The following is a 16,564-nucleotide window of genomic DNA, read 5'->3' on the forward strand; positions in this document are numbered from 1 at the left end:
TCTCCGGATTTTGTTTTTATATGAATTCTTATTCCATAATTTATTAAAGGTTGTTTTCAATGGCACCCACATTTTCTCTGTACAACTCCATTGGCTTATTAAGCAAAATTGCTATGACAGTCATCTGTTGATCCAGCCTTTCTTTTGGGATATCAATGTAGATAATTCCCGGTCGGTCGCTCCAGTAAAGTTTATTGTAAATTGTATGAGTAAGCATGCTGCCATCGCCTACGATTCTTATTCTGGCTATGTCATTTTTTATTCCTTTTAGAGCAATAGGACCGGTAGGAGTTCCCTCCACAAAAAGATAAAGCGTCTGTTTGTCTTTTGATATGGCACTCATTCCTGAGAAATGACCCTTAGGTAGTCCTTTTCCTGTCTCAAACAAAGCCTCTGCATGTTTGCTTATCCATTGCAGGGTTTCCGGGTTTGCTTTAGGCGTTTTTTTAATTTCCATGTCAAGTCCGTCCTGGGTCAGTCCATTATGGGTTAATAAATTTTGATTATCGTTCAGGGCATTGGCTATATCATAAACGGCTTCCTGAGTATTTTTCATTTCCAATATTTCAGCAAGAGAATGTTCTTCCTTCTTAAAATCTTTCAGAAATACAGGAGGATTGTCGAAAATAACTTCTGCCACAGTAACATCTTTGTCAAATTTTACATTGGAGAAGGTTAAAGTCAGTGTTTTTTCAGTGTTATAATCTATTTTAACAACAGCGGATGGGTCTCCAATGATTTGTACTGAAAGAGGTTTTGTTGCCAATCCATAGATCTTTGTGAAGGTTTTGCTTTCGTCAAGATAAAGAAATAAAGATTTTTTAGAAGTTGACAGAGATGATTTTCCTTTGTAGTTGTCAAAAGGAATTCCGCGGGTCGTTTCGTAGATGGCATGCTGATTTTTGGATGTCCAGCGTCCAAGGTTTTTAAGAATTTCAATTTGTTCCTCCGGAATGGTACCGTCTGATTTCGGACCAATATCAAGCAAAAAATTTCCTCCCATACTGATCACATCTGCCAGCGTTCTGACAATCATATTGGAGGTCTTGTACTTTTTGTCATATGGTTGATATCCCCAGGAATCATTCATGGTATAACAAAGTTCCCAATATGGATTTTGTGGCGGAACTACCGGAATACCCTGTTCCGGTGTATCATAATCCCCATGATTGTTGAGCCTTGAGTTGATGATAATATTAGGATTGTATTTTTTGAGTAAATCCAAGGTTTGAGTAGCTTTCCATTCCTCAGAAGTATGTTCCCAGTCTCCATCAAACCAAAGAAGATCCGGGGAGTATTGGACGGAAAGTTCATGAAGCTGACTTTGGTAATAGCTGAGGAAATTTTGCCAGCGGGTTGGTTCTCTTTTTATTTCATAACGTTTTTTTGTCCGGGTGTTTATGTCATAATAGGGATGACTCCAATCTGGCAATGAGAAATACAGCCCTGTTTTTAATCCTGATTTTTTCAAAGCAGAAACAAAAGGAGTTAAAACATCCTTTTTGGCCAGGGAATTTTGAGGAATGCTTGTTGCTTTTTCTGCTTTAGTATTCCAAAGTGAAACTCCATCATGATGTTTGGTGGTAATGACAGCATATTTTGCTCCCGATTCCTTAATAAGATTTACCCATTGCTCTGGCTGATATTTTGAAGCTGAAAAACCATTCAGCTGTTTCATGTAATTTTCGTGATTAATATAATTATTGAAAAATGACCAGGATTCGGAAATTCCGTTAACAGAGTAGATGCCCCAATGAATAAAAATGCCCAGTTTTGCATTTTTAAACCATTCCATTTTTTTGCTGTTGTCCACTGTTTGGTCCTGTGCATCAATACTATTTGCAGATAATATCAATCCCAGGAAAACAGCTTTAATCAGACTGTTTCTCATATATAGATTTATTTTACCATTAAATATAAATAAAGAAAACATTACAGTATAGAATAGTTTCTAATATTTACTGATAATTGTTATTAAAACGTTTCTTATTATTGTATTTTTATAAATGGAACGTTTATTGTAAAATTCTTCTAATAAAAAGCATTATGAAAATTCCAGCATTATTAATGGCAAGTTTATTAGCGGTAGGGGTTTCTGCGCAAACTACAAAACCTGCTGCAAAAACTAAAAAGCCCATAAAGAAAGTTAAAAAAGTGGCTCCGGCTCCTGAAAGCCCGGAAAAACCTAAACCAACTACCCCTAAAGCTATTGTTAAAAAAGATACAGTTAAGCTCAGTCATTTTTCTTGTCCAGCCTGTGGAATGGGGTAAAATATGGGAAGGCCACTGTTAGGATTATCCATGATGGCAGAATCTGAGTTTATTTCAGCTGTTTTGCCATTATTACAAAGCAATTCTATTGAAGTGCTTGAATGGTCGTTTGATACATTCTATAATACGGAAGAACCCGTTTGGCTGAGTGAGTTGCTTAATTTTTATTCTGAAAACAATCGTTTGGTCGGGCATGGAGTCTATTATTCATTATTTGATGCTCTATGGACTGAAAGGCAAGAACTTTGGCTTGAAAAACTAAAAGAAGAGTTTCATAAAAGAAAATACAAACATATTACGGAACATTTCGGTTTCATGAATACCGAAAATTTTCATCAGGGAGTACCACTGCCGGTATCTCTGCATTCTAAAACATTAGAAATTGGAAAAGACAGACTGTACAGGTTACAAGATGCTGTAGAAGTTCCTGTAGGAATAGAAAATCTTGCTTTTGCATTTTCATTAGATGACGTAACTGAGCAAGGCGTATTTCTTGATAAATTAACGGAAAATATTGATGGATTCCTGATTCTTGATCTTCACAATATCTATTGTCAATCCTGTAATTTCAATGTTGATATGCAGGATATTATCAAACTGTATCCCTTGGATAAAGTCAGGGAAATTCATCTCTCAGGAGGCAGCTGGCAGGAAAGTGTATACAGTAAGACACCAGTAAGGAGAGATACTCATGATGATGCAATTCCTAAAGAAATTTTGTCTATACTTTCTTCGGTTGTGTTCCAGTGTAAGAATTTGGAATATATTATCATTGAAAGGCTGGGACATACTATTAATACAGAAGAAAAAAAGAAAAGTTTCCTGGATGATTTTGAGCAGGTCAGAACACTGATTGATTCATCAGGTTGGGAGAGAGAGAATGAAGACCTCTGGAATAAGAAAAAAGTGCAATTTCAAAAAGCTCCTTTAGAAGATATGATTCTGCATGAAGAACAAACATTGTTAACAAAACTTTTATTTGACAATGCTGGAGTTGCCTCTATTAAAAATCATGAATTCCATTACTTTAGAACAAAAGACTGGGACCCGGAGATGATTCTTACCGCTCAGAATATCATTAAAAAATGGAATCCCTATTAAAAAAGATCTCTAGTAACCACAAACCAAATTATATGAAAATGACAACTCTATTATTAATCATAACAGCCGTATTGACAGCACTTATCGCTGGGCTTTTCTATGCATATTCATGTTCTGTAGTCTTAGGATTAGGAAAATTGCCTGATGCGGAATATCTGAAGGCAATGCAAAATATCAACCGAGAAATACTGAATCCTGTATTTTTTATGAGCTTTATGGGGACTGCAATTCTTCTCCCTGTGTCTACTTTCTTTTTTCGGGGAGAACAAACGGTTTTTATTTTTCTTTTATTGGCTACATTGGCTTATCTGATCGGAGTTTTTGGGGTTACAGTGGTAGGAAATGTTCCTATGAATGACCAACTGGATCAATTTGATATTTCCGGTTCTGCTGTTGAAGCGCTTAAGCAAATGCGTGAAAATTTTGAAAGCAGATGGAATTTTCTGAACAATATAAGAACTGGTTTTTCAGTAGTCAGTATAATATTACTGGTTTGTGCTTGTATCTGGCATAAACAATTATAGAGGTAATTTTTATGTTAGGTGAAAATACTAGGATTTAAATTCCGTATTTCTACGGATTGACTGGAGTTTATTTTATACAGAACTTTGTATTGTTAGTAAGAAGAAATTTTAGACATATAGAAATTTTGAAAAAAAATTAATAACCAGGACGACTCAGATTCAAATTGAAAAAGGCAGCTCTAATAGAGCTGCCTTTGATATGTCTAAACTTATATCTTTTTTAGATTTTCAAAAGTTCAATGGTTCTTTCCGGACTTTCTGCAGAGAATACTGCATTTCCGGCAACCAATACATCAGCTCCGGCTTCGAAAAGTTTAGAAGCATTGTCAAGATTCACTCCGCCATCTACTTCGATAAGTGCTGTAGAATTGTTGCTTAAGATAAGGTCTTTTGTTTCGGCAATCTTTTTGTAAGTATTCTCAATAAACTTCTGTCCTCCAAATCCGGGATTTACACTCATTAATAAAACAAGATCTACATCTGCAATAATATCTTCAAGCATGAGAACAGGAGTAGATGGGTTTAAAACAACCCCTGCCTTTGCTCCTTTACTTTGGATGTGGTGGATGGTTCTGTGAAGATGAGTACATGCTTCATAATGTACAGATACAAGGTCAGCACCATGATTGATGAATTCATCAACATATTTTTCAGGCTCCACGATCATTAGGTGAACGTCTACAAATTTTTTAGCGTGCTGCTGTACAGTTTTCATTACCGGAAAACCAAATGAAATGTTAGGGACAAATCTCCCGTCCATTACATCAATATGGAACCAATCTGCCTGAGATCTGTTTAGCATTTCAATATCTCTTTGCAGATTCCCAAAGTCTGCAGATAAAAGGGATGGAGCAATAAGCTTCGTTTTCATTTTTACTTTTTATACTTTTACTTAGATTTCTCTCTTTTAAGAGGGGTTAACAACTAAAAAATAATATGAGGAAATACTCCCAAGAAGAATTATTTCTATGATTGTTAGTTTGATGTTATTCATTTTAATAACTAATACTCTATCAATTATAAATAGTCCTAAAGGTACAATGCTTACAATAAGTAACATTTCAAGAATCATATTGTATCCCGAACCTATTTTCGGTGGATCAAACAGTTTATATATACTTAAAAATATTATATAACTAAAAAAAAGTGCACTTAAAATGGATATAAAAGTCGGTTTTCGGACTAAATGATAAAAGAAAGCTTTCATCTTAATGATATTTCAGTTTCATTTCTGGCTTAATCTTCAGAACTGTTTCGTAAATCAATTTAATAACATTGGCTACGTCTTCTTTAGATACCATTTCCACTGTTGTGTGCATATAACGCAAAGGTAAGGAAATTAACGCACTTGGTACACCTCCGTTAGAGTGAGCAAAAGCATCAGTATCAGTCCCCGTAGACCTGCTTGCTGCAGCTCTTTGGAAAGGAATCTTTTTTGTTTTTGCTGTATCAATAATTAACTCTCTTATAGTGTGGTGAACACTTGGTGCAAAGAATACTACTGGTCCTGCACCACACTTCTGGTCTCCTTCTTTTTTCTTTTCAATCATTGGAGTGGTAGTATCGTGCGTTACGTCAGTTACAATAGCAATATTAGGCTTGATTGTGTCGGCAATCATATCTGCTCCATATAAGCCTACTTCTTCCTGTACGGAATTGGTAATATAAAGACCAAATGGAATCGATTTTTTGTTCTCCTTTAAAAGCCTTGCTACTTCTGCAATCATGAAACCTCCGATTCTGTTGTCAAGAGCTCTGCATACAAAATATCTGTCGTTCATTTCAAAGAATTCATCAGGGTAGGTAATCATGCATCCTACAAAAATTCCCATGTCTTCCACTTCTTTTTTGGAAGTTGCCCCACAATCAATGAAGATGTTTTCTATTTTTGGTGTAGGTTCATTCTGATTTGTTCTTGTATGAATAGCCGGCCATCCGAATACTCCTTTTACAATTCCGTTTTCTCCATGAATGTGCACTACTTTTGATGGAGCAATAGTTTGGTCTGAGCCTCCATTTCTGATTACATAAATCAATCCATCATCCGTAATATAGTTTACATACCACGAGATTTCATCAGCATGAGCTTCAATCACTACTTTAAATTCTGCTTCAGGATTAATGATACCGTAGCACGTTCCGTAATGATCCACTTCAATCTTGTCTACATAAGGTCTGATGTAGTCCATCCAAACTTCCTGTCCCTTGTGTTCGTATCCTGTTGGAGATGAAGTGTTTAAATATTTCTCTAAAAATTTTAAAGATTTCTTTTCAAATTTCATAAAAAGGAATGATTTTTGCGTTTAATTTTTGTTCTTATAAGTGTAAAAATAATGAATTTTAGTAAGATTATCTGTCTTTTTATGTTCTTTTTTGGAGTCAGTGTTTTTGGGCAGAATGATACTGTGGTCGCAAAACCATTGAATCAATACCCCGCTGAATCTTTGAAAGTAGATGAATTCGGCAATAAGTATTATTACGACGAACAGCAGAAGGTTAAGATCTATGAAGTAAACGGAGAGCCTGTAGTAGTAATGGATGAGTTGGTTTTGGTTAATAAGCCGAGATTTAATAATCAGTTGGATAAAAATTACTACTATTTCTTAAATAAGAAGTTATATAGAGTATATCCATTATTTGTAACTGCCTTACAGCAATACAGAGACATTCAGGTAGACATGAATGATATGGATAATAAAGCCAAACGAAAGTTCATAAGAGAAAGGCAAAATATGCTTGCTGATCAATATGAGAAACAATTGAGAGATCTAACTACTACCGAAGGACAGGTTTTTGCGAAGCTCATGAACCGGGCAACCGGTAAAAATGTATATGAGATCATTAAAGAGATGAGAGGTGGGTTTAGTGCCTTTTGGTGGAATCTTAAAGGGAAAATGGCAGATATTGATTTGAAAGAGCGATATGATCCCCATAAAAACAGAACCGATGAATTTGTAGAGTCGTTATTACAGTCTAACTGGAATTCAGGGTATTTGAAACCTTACCCCGGAGCAAGCGATTTTAAAGTAAAGAAATAATAAAGAAAAATTCCTGTAAGTGATCTTACAGGAATTTTTCTTTTAGTTTATCAAATACGATTTTATCTATAGGAAGTGGGAAAGGATTATCCGGTGTGTCAATATCCATCCATTCCGTTTTTTCAATGCAAGGATCCAAAATAAGGAATTCCTTTTCATCAACAATATTTACAAGATAGTAGATAGTCAGAAGCTGTTCATTTTCCCTGAATCGGGAAACAAGAAAGTCTTCCTGAGTATAAAAATGTTCTATACAATCTATTTTCACATTCAGTTCTTCATCAAATTCACGGTGCAAGCATTCCAAGGTCCCTTCACCATACTCTAATCCGCCGCCTGGAAATTTCACTAAAGGTTCGCCGGCATATTCTTCAAATAAAGTGAGTACTTTTCTCTCTTTTACCACGCAGCCATACACTCTAATGTTGATCTTGTCTATCATATATATAATGTATCATATTTTGTATAGCTAAGGTAAGCAATTTTGGGAGGAGTTTAGTGATTCAAAGGATGAAAATATTGAAAAAGTAAACCGTTCTATATCTTTTGTTATTTACTGCTTTATTGCATTAATCATTTCTCTTTTTCCTGGAGGTCCCTGTTTTTTCTCAACCTGAAAATTCAACTCCTGAAGGATTCTTCTTACGCTTCCTTTAGAAGAGTAGGTTGTTAATAATCCGTTAATGGCCATTTTGTCAGATATCAGTTCAAATAATGGTTTTTCCCATAGGTCTGGCTGTACTCGTGCCCCGAAACAGTCGAAATAAACAAGGTTGATTTCAGGCAAATCTATGTTCTTTAGATCAAAAAAATCACATTCTATCTTTTTAAGGTTGAATCCACTAATGATTTCTACTGAGTTTTCCCATTCTGCCAGATGAATTTTCTGATAAATATTTTTAAACTCTGGGTTATCGAAAAGTTCAAAATAGGCTAAATCGTTAACTTCGGATTCATTTATTGGGTATTTTTCGAGCGAAAAATAATTGATGACATGATTTTTGTCAGTTTTTAAATATTCATTAATTGTTACCAAAACATTCAAACCTGTTCCAAAACCTAGTTCTAAAATATTAATTTCGCAATCATTGATTAAGTTTAATCCATTTTTGATAAACACATGTTCTGCTTCCTGAAGAGCCCCATGATGAGAATGATAATTTTCATTTAAATCATTGATAAACAGTGTTTTACTTCCGTCGTTTGTGGTCTTAATTTCTCTTTTCAAGCTAATTTTTTGTCAAATTTACTCTAAAATTTTTATATTTAGAAAATTATATTAAATTTGTAGAACATCGTAAAAATTTTAAAAAATGATAATTCAAAAAACTGAAAACTCCAGAATTTCTACATTTGACCCTAACAATTTTTCATTTGGCGGAACTTTCATAGATCATATGATTATATGTGAGTACGAAAACGGAAAATGGGGTGATGTAAAATTAGTTCCTTACGGTCCAATACCTTTTACCCCAGCTATGATGGGAGTAAACTATGGACAAGCTTGTTTTGAAGGTATGAAAGCCTATAAAGACAAAGATGGGCAGGTTTTCCTTTTCAGGCCTGAAAAGAATTTTGAACGTATCAACAAGTCAGCGAAGCGTCTTGCTATGCCTGAGGTGACTGAGGAAATGTTTTTAGACGGATTAAAAGCATTAGTAGATATCGACAGAGACTGGATTCCTCAGGGAGAAGGAATGTCTTTATATATCAGACCATTAATTTTTGCTACAGAAGAAGCTTTGAAAGCAAGAGTTTCTGAAAAATATATGTTTGCTATTGTAGCAACACCAGCGAAGAGCTATTATTCAGAGCCGGTTTCTGTAAAAATCTCTGACCACTATTCAAGAGCAGCAAACGGTGGAGTAGGTTCTGCTAAAGCGGCAGGTAATTACGCGGCTTCTTTCTATCCAACTCAATTGGCTATTGAAGAAGGGTATGAGCAAATTATCTGGACTGATGATGCAACTCACGAATATTTCGAAGAGAGTGGTACAATGAATGTATTTGTAAGAATCAACGATACAATCTATACACCTCCAACCTCTGAGAAAATCCTTGACGGAGTAACAAGAGACAGCTTCCTTCAATTGGCTAAGAAAAGAGGAATCGAAGTAAAAGTTGAGCCAATTCCGGTAAAAACAGTAATTGAAGCTTTGAAAAACGGTTCTCTTAAAGAAGTATGGGGAGTAGGTACTGCAGTGGTAACCACTCAATTCCAGGCTTTAGGATATGAAGGTGAAAAATTAGCCCTTCCAAGATTATCAGACGAAGAAAGCTATGCAGCGATTCTTAAGAAAGATTTAGTAGATCTTCAAAACAACCTTTCCGAAGATCCATTCGGATGGAGAGTGGTTGTAGATCATGTGTTTGAAACAGTTTAATAGTATCTAAATACATTATAGTAAGCCGGGAATTTCCCGGTTTTTTTATTTTAATACATTAAAATATTGAACAACTCAAATGGTTTTAATATTATTTTAGACATTATTGTTATATTGCGGAATTAATACATTACTACATTTCTCTCTCAAGTTTTGTAATTGATTCACGAAATGTGTATTTTCGCAAAAGTTTATGAAAAAAATACTCTTCATATCAGCCATAAGCCTGTTGAGCTGTAATAGGAATGCACAGACGGCACATCCTCCAGTAGGAGGCGTTTTGAGCCAGAAAGATCTGGATGTTTCTAAGAACAGGATGAAAAATCTGAATACCATTGAAAGAGGGCAGATCCAGGATTGGATTAACGGACAAACAATAAAATTTTATCCTACACAGCTTAATTATTGGGTAACAGTTGATGGTTTTGATCATAGAGAAAGAAGAGCAGATAATACTCTGATTTCCTATTCTTATGAATTGTATGATTTTGACCAGACCAAGATCTATGATCAGCCTTTTGAAAGAAGAGATGCTAAATTTGGGCATTTTGATGAACTGAAAGCGGTGGAAAATGCTTTGCGTTTTATACATGATGGAGAGGAAGTGACGCTTTTGGTACCATCTTCTTTGGCTTATGGAACTTTTGGAGATGAAAAGAAAATAGACAATGATATACCATTAATCATAAAATTAAAAGCTTTATAATACATGAAATTGTTTAACAAGAATATAATTCTGGCAGCGGCAAGTGTTTCGCTGATGAGTTGTACCCCAATTTATAAAAAAATGAACGTAGACAAAGAAACTTACGAAGGTCTTAATGACGGACTTTATGCCAATCTTCAAACTACAAAAGGTAACATGATTGTGAAGTTTGAGGACAAGAAAGCACCAGTAACTGTAGCCAACTTTATTGGTCTTGCAGAAGGGAAAATCGACAACAAAGCTAAGGCTAAGGGAGTTCCTTATTATGACGGAACTATTTTCCACAGAGTAATCAAAGATTTCATGATTCAAGGGGGTGATCCTCAGGGAACAGGAATGGGAGATCCTGGATATAAATTTGAAGATGAAAGAAACGATCTTAAACATACAGGAAAAGGTGTTCTTTCTATGGCAAACTCAGGACCGAATACAAATGGGTCTCAGTTTTTCATTACTGAAGTAGCTACCCCTTGGTTAGACGGAAGACACACGATCTTTGGAAAGATAGTAAAAGGGAATGATGTAATTGATACTATTGCTAATGTTGAAAAAGGAGCTCAGGATAAGCCTAAGACTGATATTGTTTTAGAAAAAGTTTCTATCTTCAGTAAAGGTGATGAATACAAAAACTACGATGCAGCTAAAACTTTTAACGAAGGAAAAGCTAAAATCGCAGAAAATAATAAAGCTTTCATCGCTAAAGAAGAAGCGGAAAAAAAGAAAAAAGAAGAAGAGTTCAAAGCAAACCAGGAAAAATTAGTGGAAAGCTTAAAAGCTGGAATGCAAAAAACGGAATCAGGTCTTTACTATAAAATCACTAAAACTGCTGACGGTAAAGCTCCAAAAGCAGGTGATAATGTATCTGTACATTATGCAGGTAAATTAGTAGACGGAACTGAATTTGATTCTTCATTCAAAAGAAACGAGCCTATCGATATTCCAATCGGAATGGGAAGAGTAATCAAAGGATGGGATGAAGGAATTCTATTATTGAAAGAAGGTGAAACTGCTACTTTATTAATTCCACCAGCAATGGGTTATGGAGAAAGAGGAGCAGGAGGAGTAATTCCACCAAACTCTTGGTTAGTTTTCGATGTTGAGCTTGTAAAAGTAAAATAATTGAATCTTTAAGATATGAAAGCCGTCCTGAAAAGGACGGCTTTTTTATTTATTTCATAGCAACTATATACAATTTTAGATTAAGCTATTTTTTCATTCTGTCATTCTGAATACAGACTGAAGGTCTGCGAACGTAGTTCAGAAGTGAAATGAAGAATCTAAATGCATGAATGAAACTCTTCCTGCGTTAGAAATTAAAGATTCGGCGTAGCCAATGATAATGGTGTAAAATTATATGTAAATGCTACTTTTATTAATAGTGACTTTGTCAACACTCTAAAAATGACTATTTTAGTGAAAACTACTTCATGAAAAATTTCTTTTATGCTCTTTTTATTTTTTCTAATCTTAGCCTTATTGCTCAGGGGAGAAAATTCTTTGAAAATGGAGACGTTCAGTTAAGGTCAAAAGTTGAAAAAGTAAATTTAAAATATTCCATGGACTTACCTTTTGTGAAGGTAAATATTAATGGAAAAATATATAATTTTCTTTTAGATACCGGAGCTCCAACTGTCATTTCTACGGCAATTTATACAGATTTGGGTCTTGAAAAGAAACATAAAAGCAGAGTGAAGGACTCACAGAAAAATAAACAGGACCAGATATTTACAGTATTACCTGAAATGATTGTAGATAATATAGCTTTTAACAATATAGGAGTTATGGTGATGGACCTTACGGCAACTGAATTCGAATGCTTTAAAGTGGATGGAATTCTTGGTTCTAATCAAATGGCTAAACTTTTCTGGAGGTTAAATTATAATGAAAATTCATTGGAAGCAACCCAGGATCTCTCTAAGTTTGATCTTACAGGCTATGATATTGTGATTCCTTTTGATGTAAAAGATCAGAAAACCCCTATTATTGAAGCCAGTATTCTTGATAAGAAAATGAACTTTACATTTGATACGGGATCTTCAGGAAATATAAAGATGACCAATAATAATTACAACTTCAAAAAAATAACAGAGAAAGTAGATGTTTACGGAAATAGTTCTGTAGGGGCCTTTGGTACCGGAAGCCCTGTGCTTGGGCATATTTTTAAAGCTTCCAATATCACTTTTGGAAATAAGATTTTTAACAATGTGGTGGTAGCAACAGGAAGTTCAAGTTTAATAGGAAATGATTTTTTGAAGAACTTTGTATTTGTTCTGGATTGGGAAGGACATAAGGTTTATATGAAACAGATTAAGGAATTTTCCCACAAGTTGGAATCTTTTGGTTTTGGATATCGTTTTATAGACTCTAAACCAACTGTTGCTTATGTATTTCAGGAAGAAAGTTTTCCTTTAAAGGTGGGAGATTCTATCATTAGTATTAATAATATAAACCTTGATAATCTTGACAAAGAAGGTGTTTGTCATTATTTCTTGAACAGAGTAGAAAAGGATGCTGTTGCTATCGATTTGAAAATAAAAAGAGGCGGAGCTGAAATGAATGTAAACCTTAAAAAGAAAGTTTATTTAAAGGCTGATAACTAGGGAATATATGATATATACCGTGAAAATACGGTTTTCTGTAAAAACAAATTATTCTTATCTTTATCTCTCACCAATGAAACAAAAATTAAAAGTATGTTTGATCTTAATTACGATTTAATAAAACAGACAATAGAGGCTGAAGTTTGTAAAGAACATAACTTACATCCGGAATTTGTAAAAACAGATGATGGATTTGGAATAAAAGCCTGTTGTGAACCTTTTCATAAGGAACTAGTAACGAAATCTGAAAAAATGGTTGAAGAGGAAACGACTCAGTTTCTTGAGAAAATGATGAAAGATATTTTTAAAGAATAATTTGTGAAATTGTAGAAAAGCAATGTATAAAAAAACCGCCCTTCAATAAAAGGGCGGTTTTTCAGTAAAAGAGTGAAATAAAAGTTATATGTTTCTACCTTATCTTTTTTTCATACCTGTTCCTGCAAGGGAGCTGATGAACACAAGACCAAAGCCGATATAAGCAGCAAAGGCGGTAAGATATACTATTAAGCTATTAAAACTTGGTTTTGAACTGTATACCAGTACAGAAAAGGCAGCAAAACTCAACACCATTAACAGGCTCCAGATATGCATTTTTGCAGCATCTTCATTTCTCTTAAAAATCATTTCAAAAAAGGCTCTCATCATTACTAACATTTTAAGGGTTATACATTAATTAACTGAGAATAAATCGGGTGTAGTGATCATGGTATAAAGAAAGCATACTTCTTTACTGGGCTAAGGTTCATGATACTTGCCGTTTATTCAATATTATGATACCGGGCTTTAAAGTCCGGGATTGATAATCGTTTTAGAATCAATAAATGACTCACGGTTTTATTGATGATACCAGTTAGATACGGCGCATAAATTTGCTGTGAAAGATCAGCCAAGGGGCTAATCAATCACGTTTCCGTATCTTTTACGGCATCGTAGAAAAAAAAGGATTCATATACAAGATATGAACTTTGAATCAGTGGAAAACTGAAAATCCACAGAAAACCTTTTTTCTCATCCTTAGTGCTTTTTTAATTTTTTCTCACAAAAAGATATGCCAATATCATGCCAAAGTGATTATTTCACAATTAACACTTTATTTTTGAAGGGTGTATACTGTTGTATTTTAGGGTGTTTTTTAATTTATTTCCTTAAACGAAGAAAAAAGCTTTATTTTTAGATTATAATTGTTTGAAATGAATAGAATATATATTGGGTTAATTTTACTTTTCAGCAGCTTAGGATATGGACAGCAGCTTTCGGAAACAGAAAGAAAAATGACTGAATTAGTAGGAATCTGGAAAACTGAGGTAGAAGGAAGTTCACTATCTTTAATCATAAGCTTGGAGAAAGGAGAGAAAGAATATTTTCAAATTGTATTAATTAATATAAACGGAGAAAAATTCATAGTGAATGAAAGCAAAATTTCTTCCTCTGCACCATCAGAATATCAACTAAAAGTTATTAAAGCTGCTTTTGAAAAGTATCAAGATTGTACCATCAAAGATGCTGTCATTGACCTTAAAAAGCTTGAAAATAATGCTATTTCTTTTAGCTATCATTCTGAGATTTCGGATTGTTCTTTTGGTTCAGATAATGGATTGGAAATCCCTGATATTGATGAACTGATTTTTATAAAAGAAAAATAAATCTTAATTGTGGAATTCTTAGATATAGGTTTGGTTTAAATCAATGGAAATTAATTTATGATATGAACGAGCTATCCTTCGACTATGCTCAGGATTGTACATTTCTATTGAGCTTTTAGGACGTGAAATTTTAAACTACTGCATTAGAATAATTGTAAAAAAGAATGATTTTCGAAAAGTGAACAAGGAAAATTTAAAAGAAAAGATTGAGACTTGTATTGTGAATCTTCAACGATTGGCAAAGATGAATTGTTGGAATAAGATATCTCCTAATTGTGTTTTTATTGTGTCTGATTTCAATGAATTTGAAAGACCAGATTTTTTTACACAAAGGAAGGTAAGAAATAAAATAAATAAATCTAAAACAACACTCGCTCTAGATATAGCCATAGACATTTTAAACAAGGAGTATCATGATCTTTATGATGTTACATTATATATTTTTAAAGCGGGTCAAAAAGAAACTGTAATTGAAATTCAGTATTACAGGAAATCAAATTTTAAAACTAACTATTTTGCTATGGTGAAAGATAGTCCACCTATGTTTCATTCTAAAATCTCAAAACCCTATTATGGCAGGAGTGATAATAAATTTGATGTCAATTGGGAATCAGGTGGATTAAGGTATTTCTGTAATCATTTTATTGGTCAAATTAAGTACAGGATAAATACTTTTATATTAAATGTTTAATTCTTGGATAAAACTTGGTTTGTCATTCTGTAAGAATCTTAACAACCATATTCAATATCTTTATTTGGATTCCTACGGAAGGACAAAGACTTTGCTAAAACAGTAACTCAATTTCAGACCTGGTCTAAATGGAAATCTTGGTGCAATTTTGTGGTATCAAATTTTGGATTTGTGTTTTTAAAACAAAGAAAACCCATCAAATCTTATCAAGACTTAATGGGTTCATTTATATCAAACTGACATTTCACTACCAGTTTTTATCAATCATATAAATAATATGGGTCATGGCTACGGCTCCCAATAAAAGCTCTCTTCTGTTAACTTTGTCAAAGGTGTCTTCTTCAGTATGGTGAATATCAAAATAACGTTGAGAATCTGGCATCAACTCAGCCGCAGGAACTCCCATATCATGAAGTGGGTAAAGATCTGTTCCGGAGAATTTTTCTTCAAAGTTATATACTCCATAAGGTAGGAATAGTTTGGACCAGCTTTGAATCTGTTTTCTTTTGGCATCATCCATATCCAGAGCAATTCCTCTTGGAGCAAAGCCTCCGGCATCGGATTCTATGGCAAAAAGATGCTTTTCATTATTTTCTTTTACTGTTTTTCCATATTGGATACCGCCTTTCACACCATTTTCTTCATTGGCAAAGCAAACAACTCTGATGGTATGGTTGTTTTGTATCCCTAGTTTTTTAAATGTTCTCAAAACTTCAATACTCTGGACAATTCCGGCACCGTCATCATGAGCCCCTTCTCCTACATCCCAGGAATCAAGGTGACCACCTACAACAATTACACTCTGATCTTTTTTACCTGTAATCTCCCCAATGACAGAGTGGGAGAGTTTCTCTCCTTTCATTCCACAGTTGGAATTCAGTTTTGCTGTAATTTTTTTGTTCTTTAATAGGGTTTCCAGTTCATCTGCTGTAGTGCTTCCAATGGCTACAGCTGGTATTTTAGAAACGTTTTCTTCATAACGCATCGCTCCTGTATGAGGAACGTCATCAAACGCTGATGAAAGAGAGCGAATAATAGCATATTTCCCTCCTTTTTTAGCGGTTAATGATGCCGCAGTTGTTCTGTATTTCGAAGCATCCCCATATCCTTTAAATGTCTCTATAAATGATTGTTTGAAAGCGTAATTGAAGAACAGTATTTTGTCTTTTACCTGTTCTGGAGTAAGCTTATTGTAATCATCCATAGATTTTACCATAATGATTTCCCCTGAAATATCTTTTCCACCTGTACCTTCAGAGTTTCCGAGAGAAAGCATTTTAAGACTTTTCCAGCTTCCGTTGGAGGTTTTTATGTGTAAGGATTCCTTTCCTCTTACCCAAACTGGGATCATCACATCCTGAAGCCATACTTTATCTGCTCCGGCATCACGAAGTTTTTGCGCTGCCCATTGTACAGATTTCTCATAGGCTTCGGAACCGCTTAAACGGTGGCCGATATTTTTAGTGAGTTCGCGTAGATCTTTATATCCTTTTCCGTTATTTAAAACTTCAAGGGAGATCTTGCTGAATTGTATTGAATCTTCTTTAGCCTGGCCAAAAGCTGCCATTCCAAAAAGTAATAATGAGGTTCCTAGTATCTTTTTCAT

At 34.3% G+C, this 16,564-nt stretch carries 18 protein-coding genes; 11 read left to right on the top strand and 7 right to left on the bottom strand.

The window, feature by feature from the left end:
* Positions 1–43: 43 nt before the first annotated feature.
* Positions 44–1,891 carry an alpha-L-fucosidase gene (locus EL260_RS11920; RefSeq protein ID WP_123860485.1) on the bottom strand — a complete coding sequence of 616 codons (1,848 nt, stop codon included), beginning with the start codon at positions 1,889–1,891 and terminating at the stop codon, positions 44–46.
* A 155-nt stretch (positions 1,892–2,046) separates the two neighbouring features.
* Here EL260_RS11920 and chrA point away from each other — a divergent pair, with 155 nt between their 5' ends.
* Genes chrA through chrI form a run of 3 tightly spaced genes read left to right on the top strand, consistent with a single transcriptional unit; the run spans position 2,047 to position 3,896 of the window.
* Positions 2,047–2,271 (top strand): MNIO class RiPP chryseobasin precursor ChrA, encoded by a 225-nt coding sequence (chrA, locus tag EL260_RS11925; RefSeq protein ID WP_123860486.1) that lies wholly within the window; start codon positions 2,047–2,049, stop codon positions 2,269–2,271.
* 3 nt (positions 2,272–2,274) lie between these two features.
* Positions 2,275–3,372, top strand: a complete 1,098-nt coding sequence (gene chrH, locus EL260_RS11930; RefSeq protein ID WP_123860487.1) for an MNIO family chryseobactin maturase — start codon at positions 2,275–2,277, stop codon at positions 3,370–3,372.
* Positions 3,373–3,410: 38 nt separating this feature from the next.
* The gene (chrI, locus tag EL260_RS11935) at positions 3,411–3,896 is read left to right on the top strand and encodes a chryseobasin maturation helper ChrI (RefSeq protein ID WP_228445429.1); all 486 of its coding nucleotides are present in this window, start codon (positions 3,411–3,413) and stop codon (positions 3,894–3,896) included.
* Positions 3,897–4,116: 220 nt separating this feature from the next.
* On the opposite strand, the gene rpe is transcribed toward chrI, so the two are convergent.
* Positions 4,117–4,767 carry a ribulose-phosphate 3-epimerase gene (gene rpe, locus EL260_RS11940; RefSeq protein WP_065397539.1) on the bottom strand — a complete coding sequence of 217 codons (651 nt, stop codon included), beginning with the start codon at positions 4,765–4,767 and terminating at the stop codon, positions 4,117–4,119.
* Positions 4,768–5,104: 337 nt separating this feature from the next.
* Positions 5,105–6,178, bottom strand: a complete 1,074-nt coding sequence (gene chrP / locus EL260_RS11945; protein ID WP_123860489.1) for a chryseobasin maturation metalloprotease ChrP — start codon at positions 6,176–6,178, stop codon at positions 5,105–5,107.
* A 51-nt stretch (positions 6,179–6,229) separates the two neighbouring features.
* On the opposite strand from chrP, the gene EL260_RS11950 reads away from it, so the two are divergent.
* Positions 6,230–6,934, top strand: a complete 705-nt coding sequence (locus EL260_RS11950; RefSeq protein WP_123860490.1) for a DUF4294 domain-containing protein — start codon at positions 6,230–6,232, stop codon at positions 6,932–6,934.
* A gap of 25 nt (positions 6,935–6,959) precedes the next feature.
* Here EL260_RS11950 and EL260_RS11955 read toward each other — a convergent pair whose 3' ends face one another.
* Both EL260_RS11955 and mnmD read right to left on the bottom strand, forming a co-directional pair.
* Positions 6,960–7,376 (bottom strand): NUDIX domain-containing protein, encoded by a 417-nt coding sequence (locus EL260_RS11955; protein ID WP_123860491.1) that lies wholly within the window; start codon positions 7,374–7,376, stop codon positions 6,960–6,962.
* A 111-nt stretch (positions 7,377–7,487) separates the two neighbouring features.
* Complete coding sequence (gene mnmD, locus EL260_RS11960) at positions 7,488–8,162, bottom strand: tRNA (5-methylaminomethyl-2-thiouridine)(34)-methyltransferase MnmD (protein ID WP_123860492.1); 675 nt, start codon at positions 8,160–8,162, stop codon at positions 7,488–7,490.
* 85 nt (positions 8,163–8,247) lie between these two features.
* Here mnmD and EL260_RS11965 point away from each other — a divergent pair, with 85 nt between their 5' ends.
* From EL260_RS11965 to EL260_RS11985, 5 genes are all read left to right on the top strand, one after another.
* Positions 8,248–9,318 carry a branched-chain amino acid aminotransferase gene (locus tag EL260_RS11965; RefSeq protein ID WP_123860493.1) on the top strand — a complete coding sequence of 357 codons (1,071 nt, stop codon included), beginning with the start codon at positions 8,248–8,250 and terminating at the stop codon, positions 9,316–9,318.
* Between the two features lie 193 nt (positions 9,319–9,511).
* Positions 9,512–10,024 (top strand): FKBP-type peptidyl-prolyl cis-trans isomerase, encoded by a 513-nt coding sequence (locus EL260_RS11970; RefSeq protein ID WP_123860494.1) that lies wholly within the window; start codon positions 9,512–9,514, stop codon positions 10,022–10,024.
* An 81-nt stretch (positions 10,025–10,105) separates the two neighbouring features.
* The gene (locus EL260_RS11975; RefSeq protein ID WP_228445634.1) at positions 10,106–11,143 is read left to right on the top strand and encodes a peptidylprolyl isomerase; all 1,038 of its coding nucleotides are present in this window, start codon (positions 10,106–10,108) and stop codon (positions 11,141–11,143) included.
* A gap of 308 nt (positions 11,144–11,451) precedes the next feature.
* Positions 11,452–12,624: an aspartyl protease family protein gene (locus tag EL260_RS11980; protein WP_123860495.1), complete on the top strand. Its 1,173-nt coding sequence runs from the start codon at positions 11,452–11,454 to the stop codon at positions 12,622–12,624.
* A 93-nt stretch (positions 12,625–12,717) separates the two neighbouring features.
* Positions 12,718–12,939, top strand: coding sequence for a hypothetical protein (locus EL260_RS11985; protein WP_123860496.1), 222 nt, complete (start codon positions 12,718–12,720; stop codon positions 12,937–12,939).
* Positions 12,940–13,038: 99 nt separating this feature from the next.
* Here the strand turns inward: EL260_RS11985 and EL260_RS11990 are convergent, their stop codons facing one another.
* The gene (locus tag EL260_RS11990; RefSeq protein WP_123860497.1) at positions 13,039–13,269 is read right to left on the bottom strand and encodes a hypothetical protein; all 231 of its coding nucleotides are present in this window, start codon (positions 13,267–13,269) and stop codon (positions 13,039–13,041) included.
* A gap of 545 nt (positions 13,270–13,814) precedes the next feature.
* Between EL260_RS11990 and EL260_RS11995 the strand changes: the two genes are divergently transcribed.
* Together EL260_RS11995 and EL260_RS12000 are read left to right on the top strand one after the other, a co-directional pair.
* Complete coding sequence (locus EL260_RS11995; RefSeq protein WP_123860498.1) at positions 13,815–14,267, top strand: hypothetical protein; 453 nt, start codon at positions 13,815–13,817, stop codon at positions 14,265–14,267.
* A 178-nt stretch (positions 14,268–14,445) separates the two neighbouring features.
* Positions 14,446–14,958, top strand: coding sequence for a hypothetical protein (locus EL260_RS12000; protein ID WP_123860499.1), 513 nt, complete (start codon positions 14,446–14,448; stop codon positions 14,956–14,958).
* Positions 14,959–15,205: 247 nt separating this feature from the next.
* Here the strand turns inward: EL260_RS12000 and EL260_RS12005 are convergent, their stop codons facing one another.
* A complete protein-coding gene (locus EL260_RS12005; protein ID WP_123860500.1) occupies positions 15,206–16,564 on the bottom strand; it encodes a M20/M25/M40 family metallo-hydrolase in 1,359 nt (452 codons plus the stop codon).

Source organism: Chryseobacterium nakagawai (assembly GCF_900637665.1).
Lineage (GTDB): Bacteria > Bacteroidota > Bacteroidia > Flavobacteriales > Weeksellaceae > Chryseobacterium > Chryseobacterium nakagawai.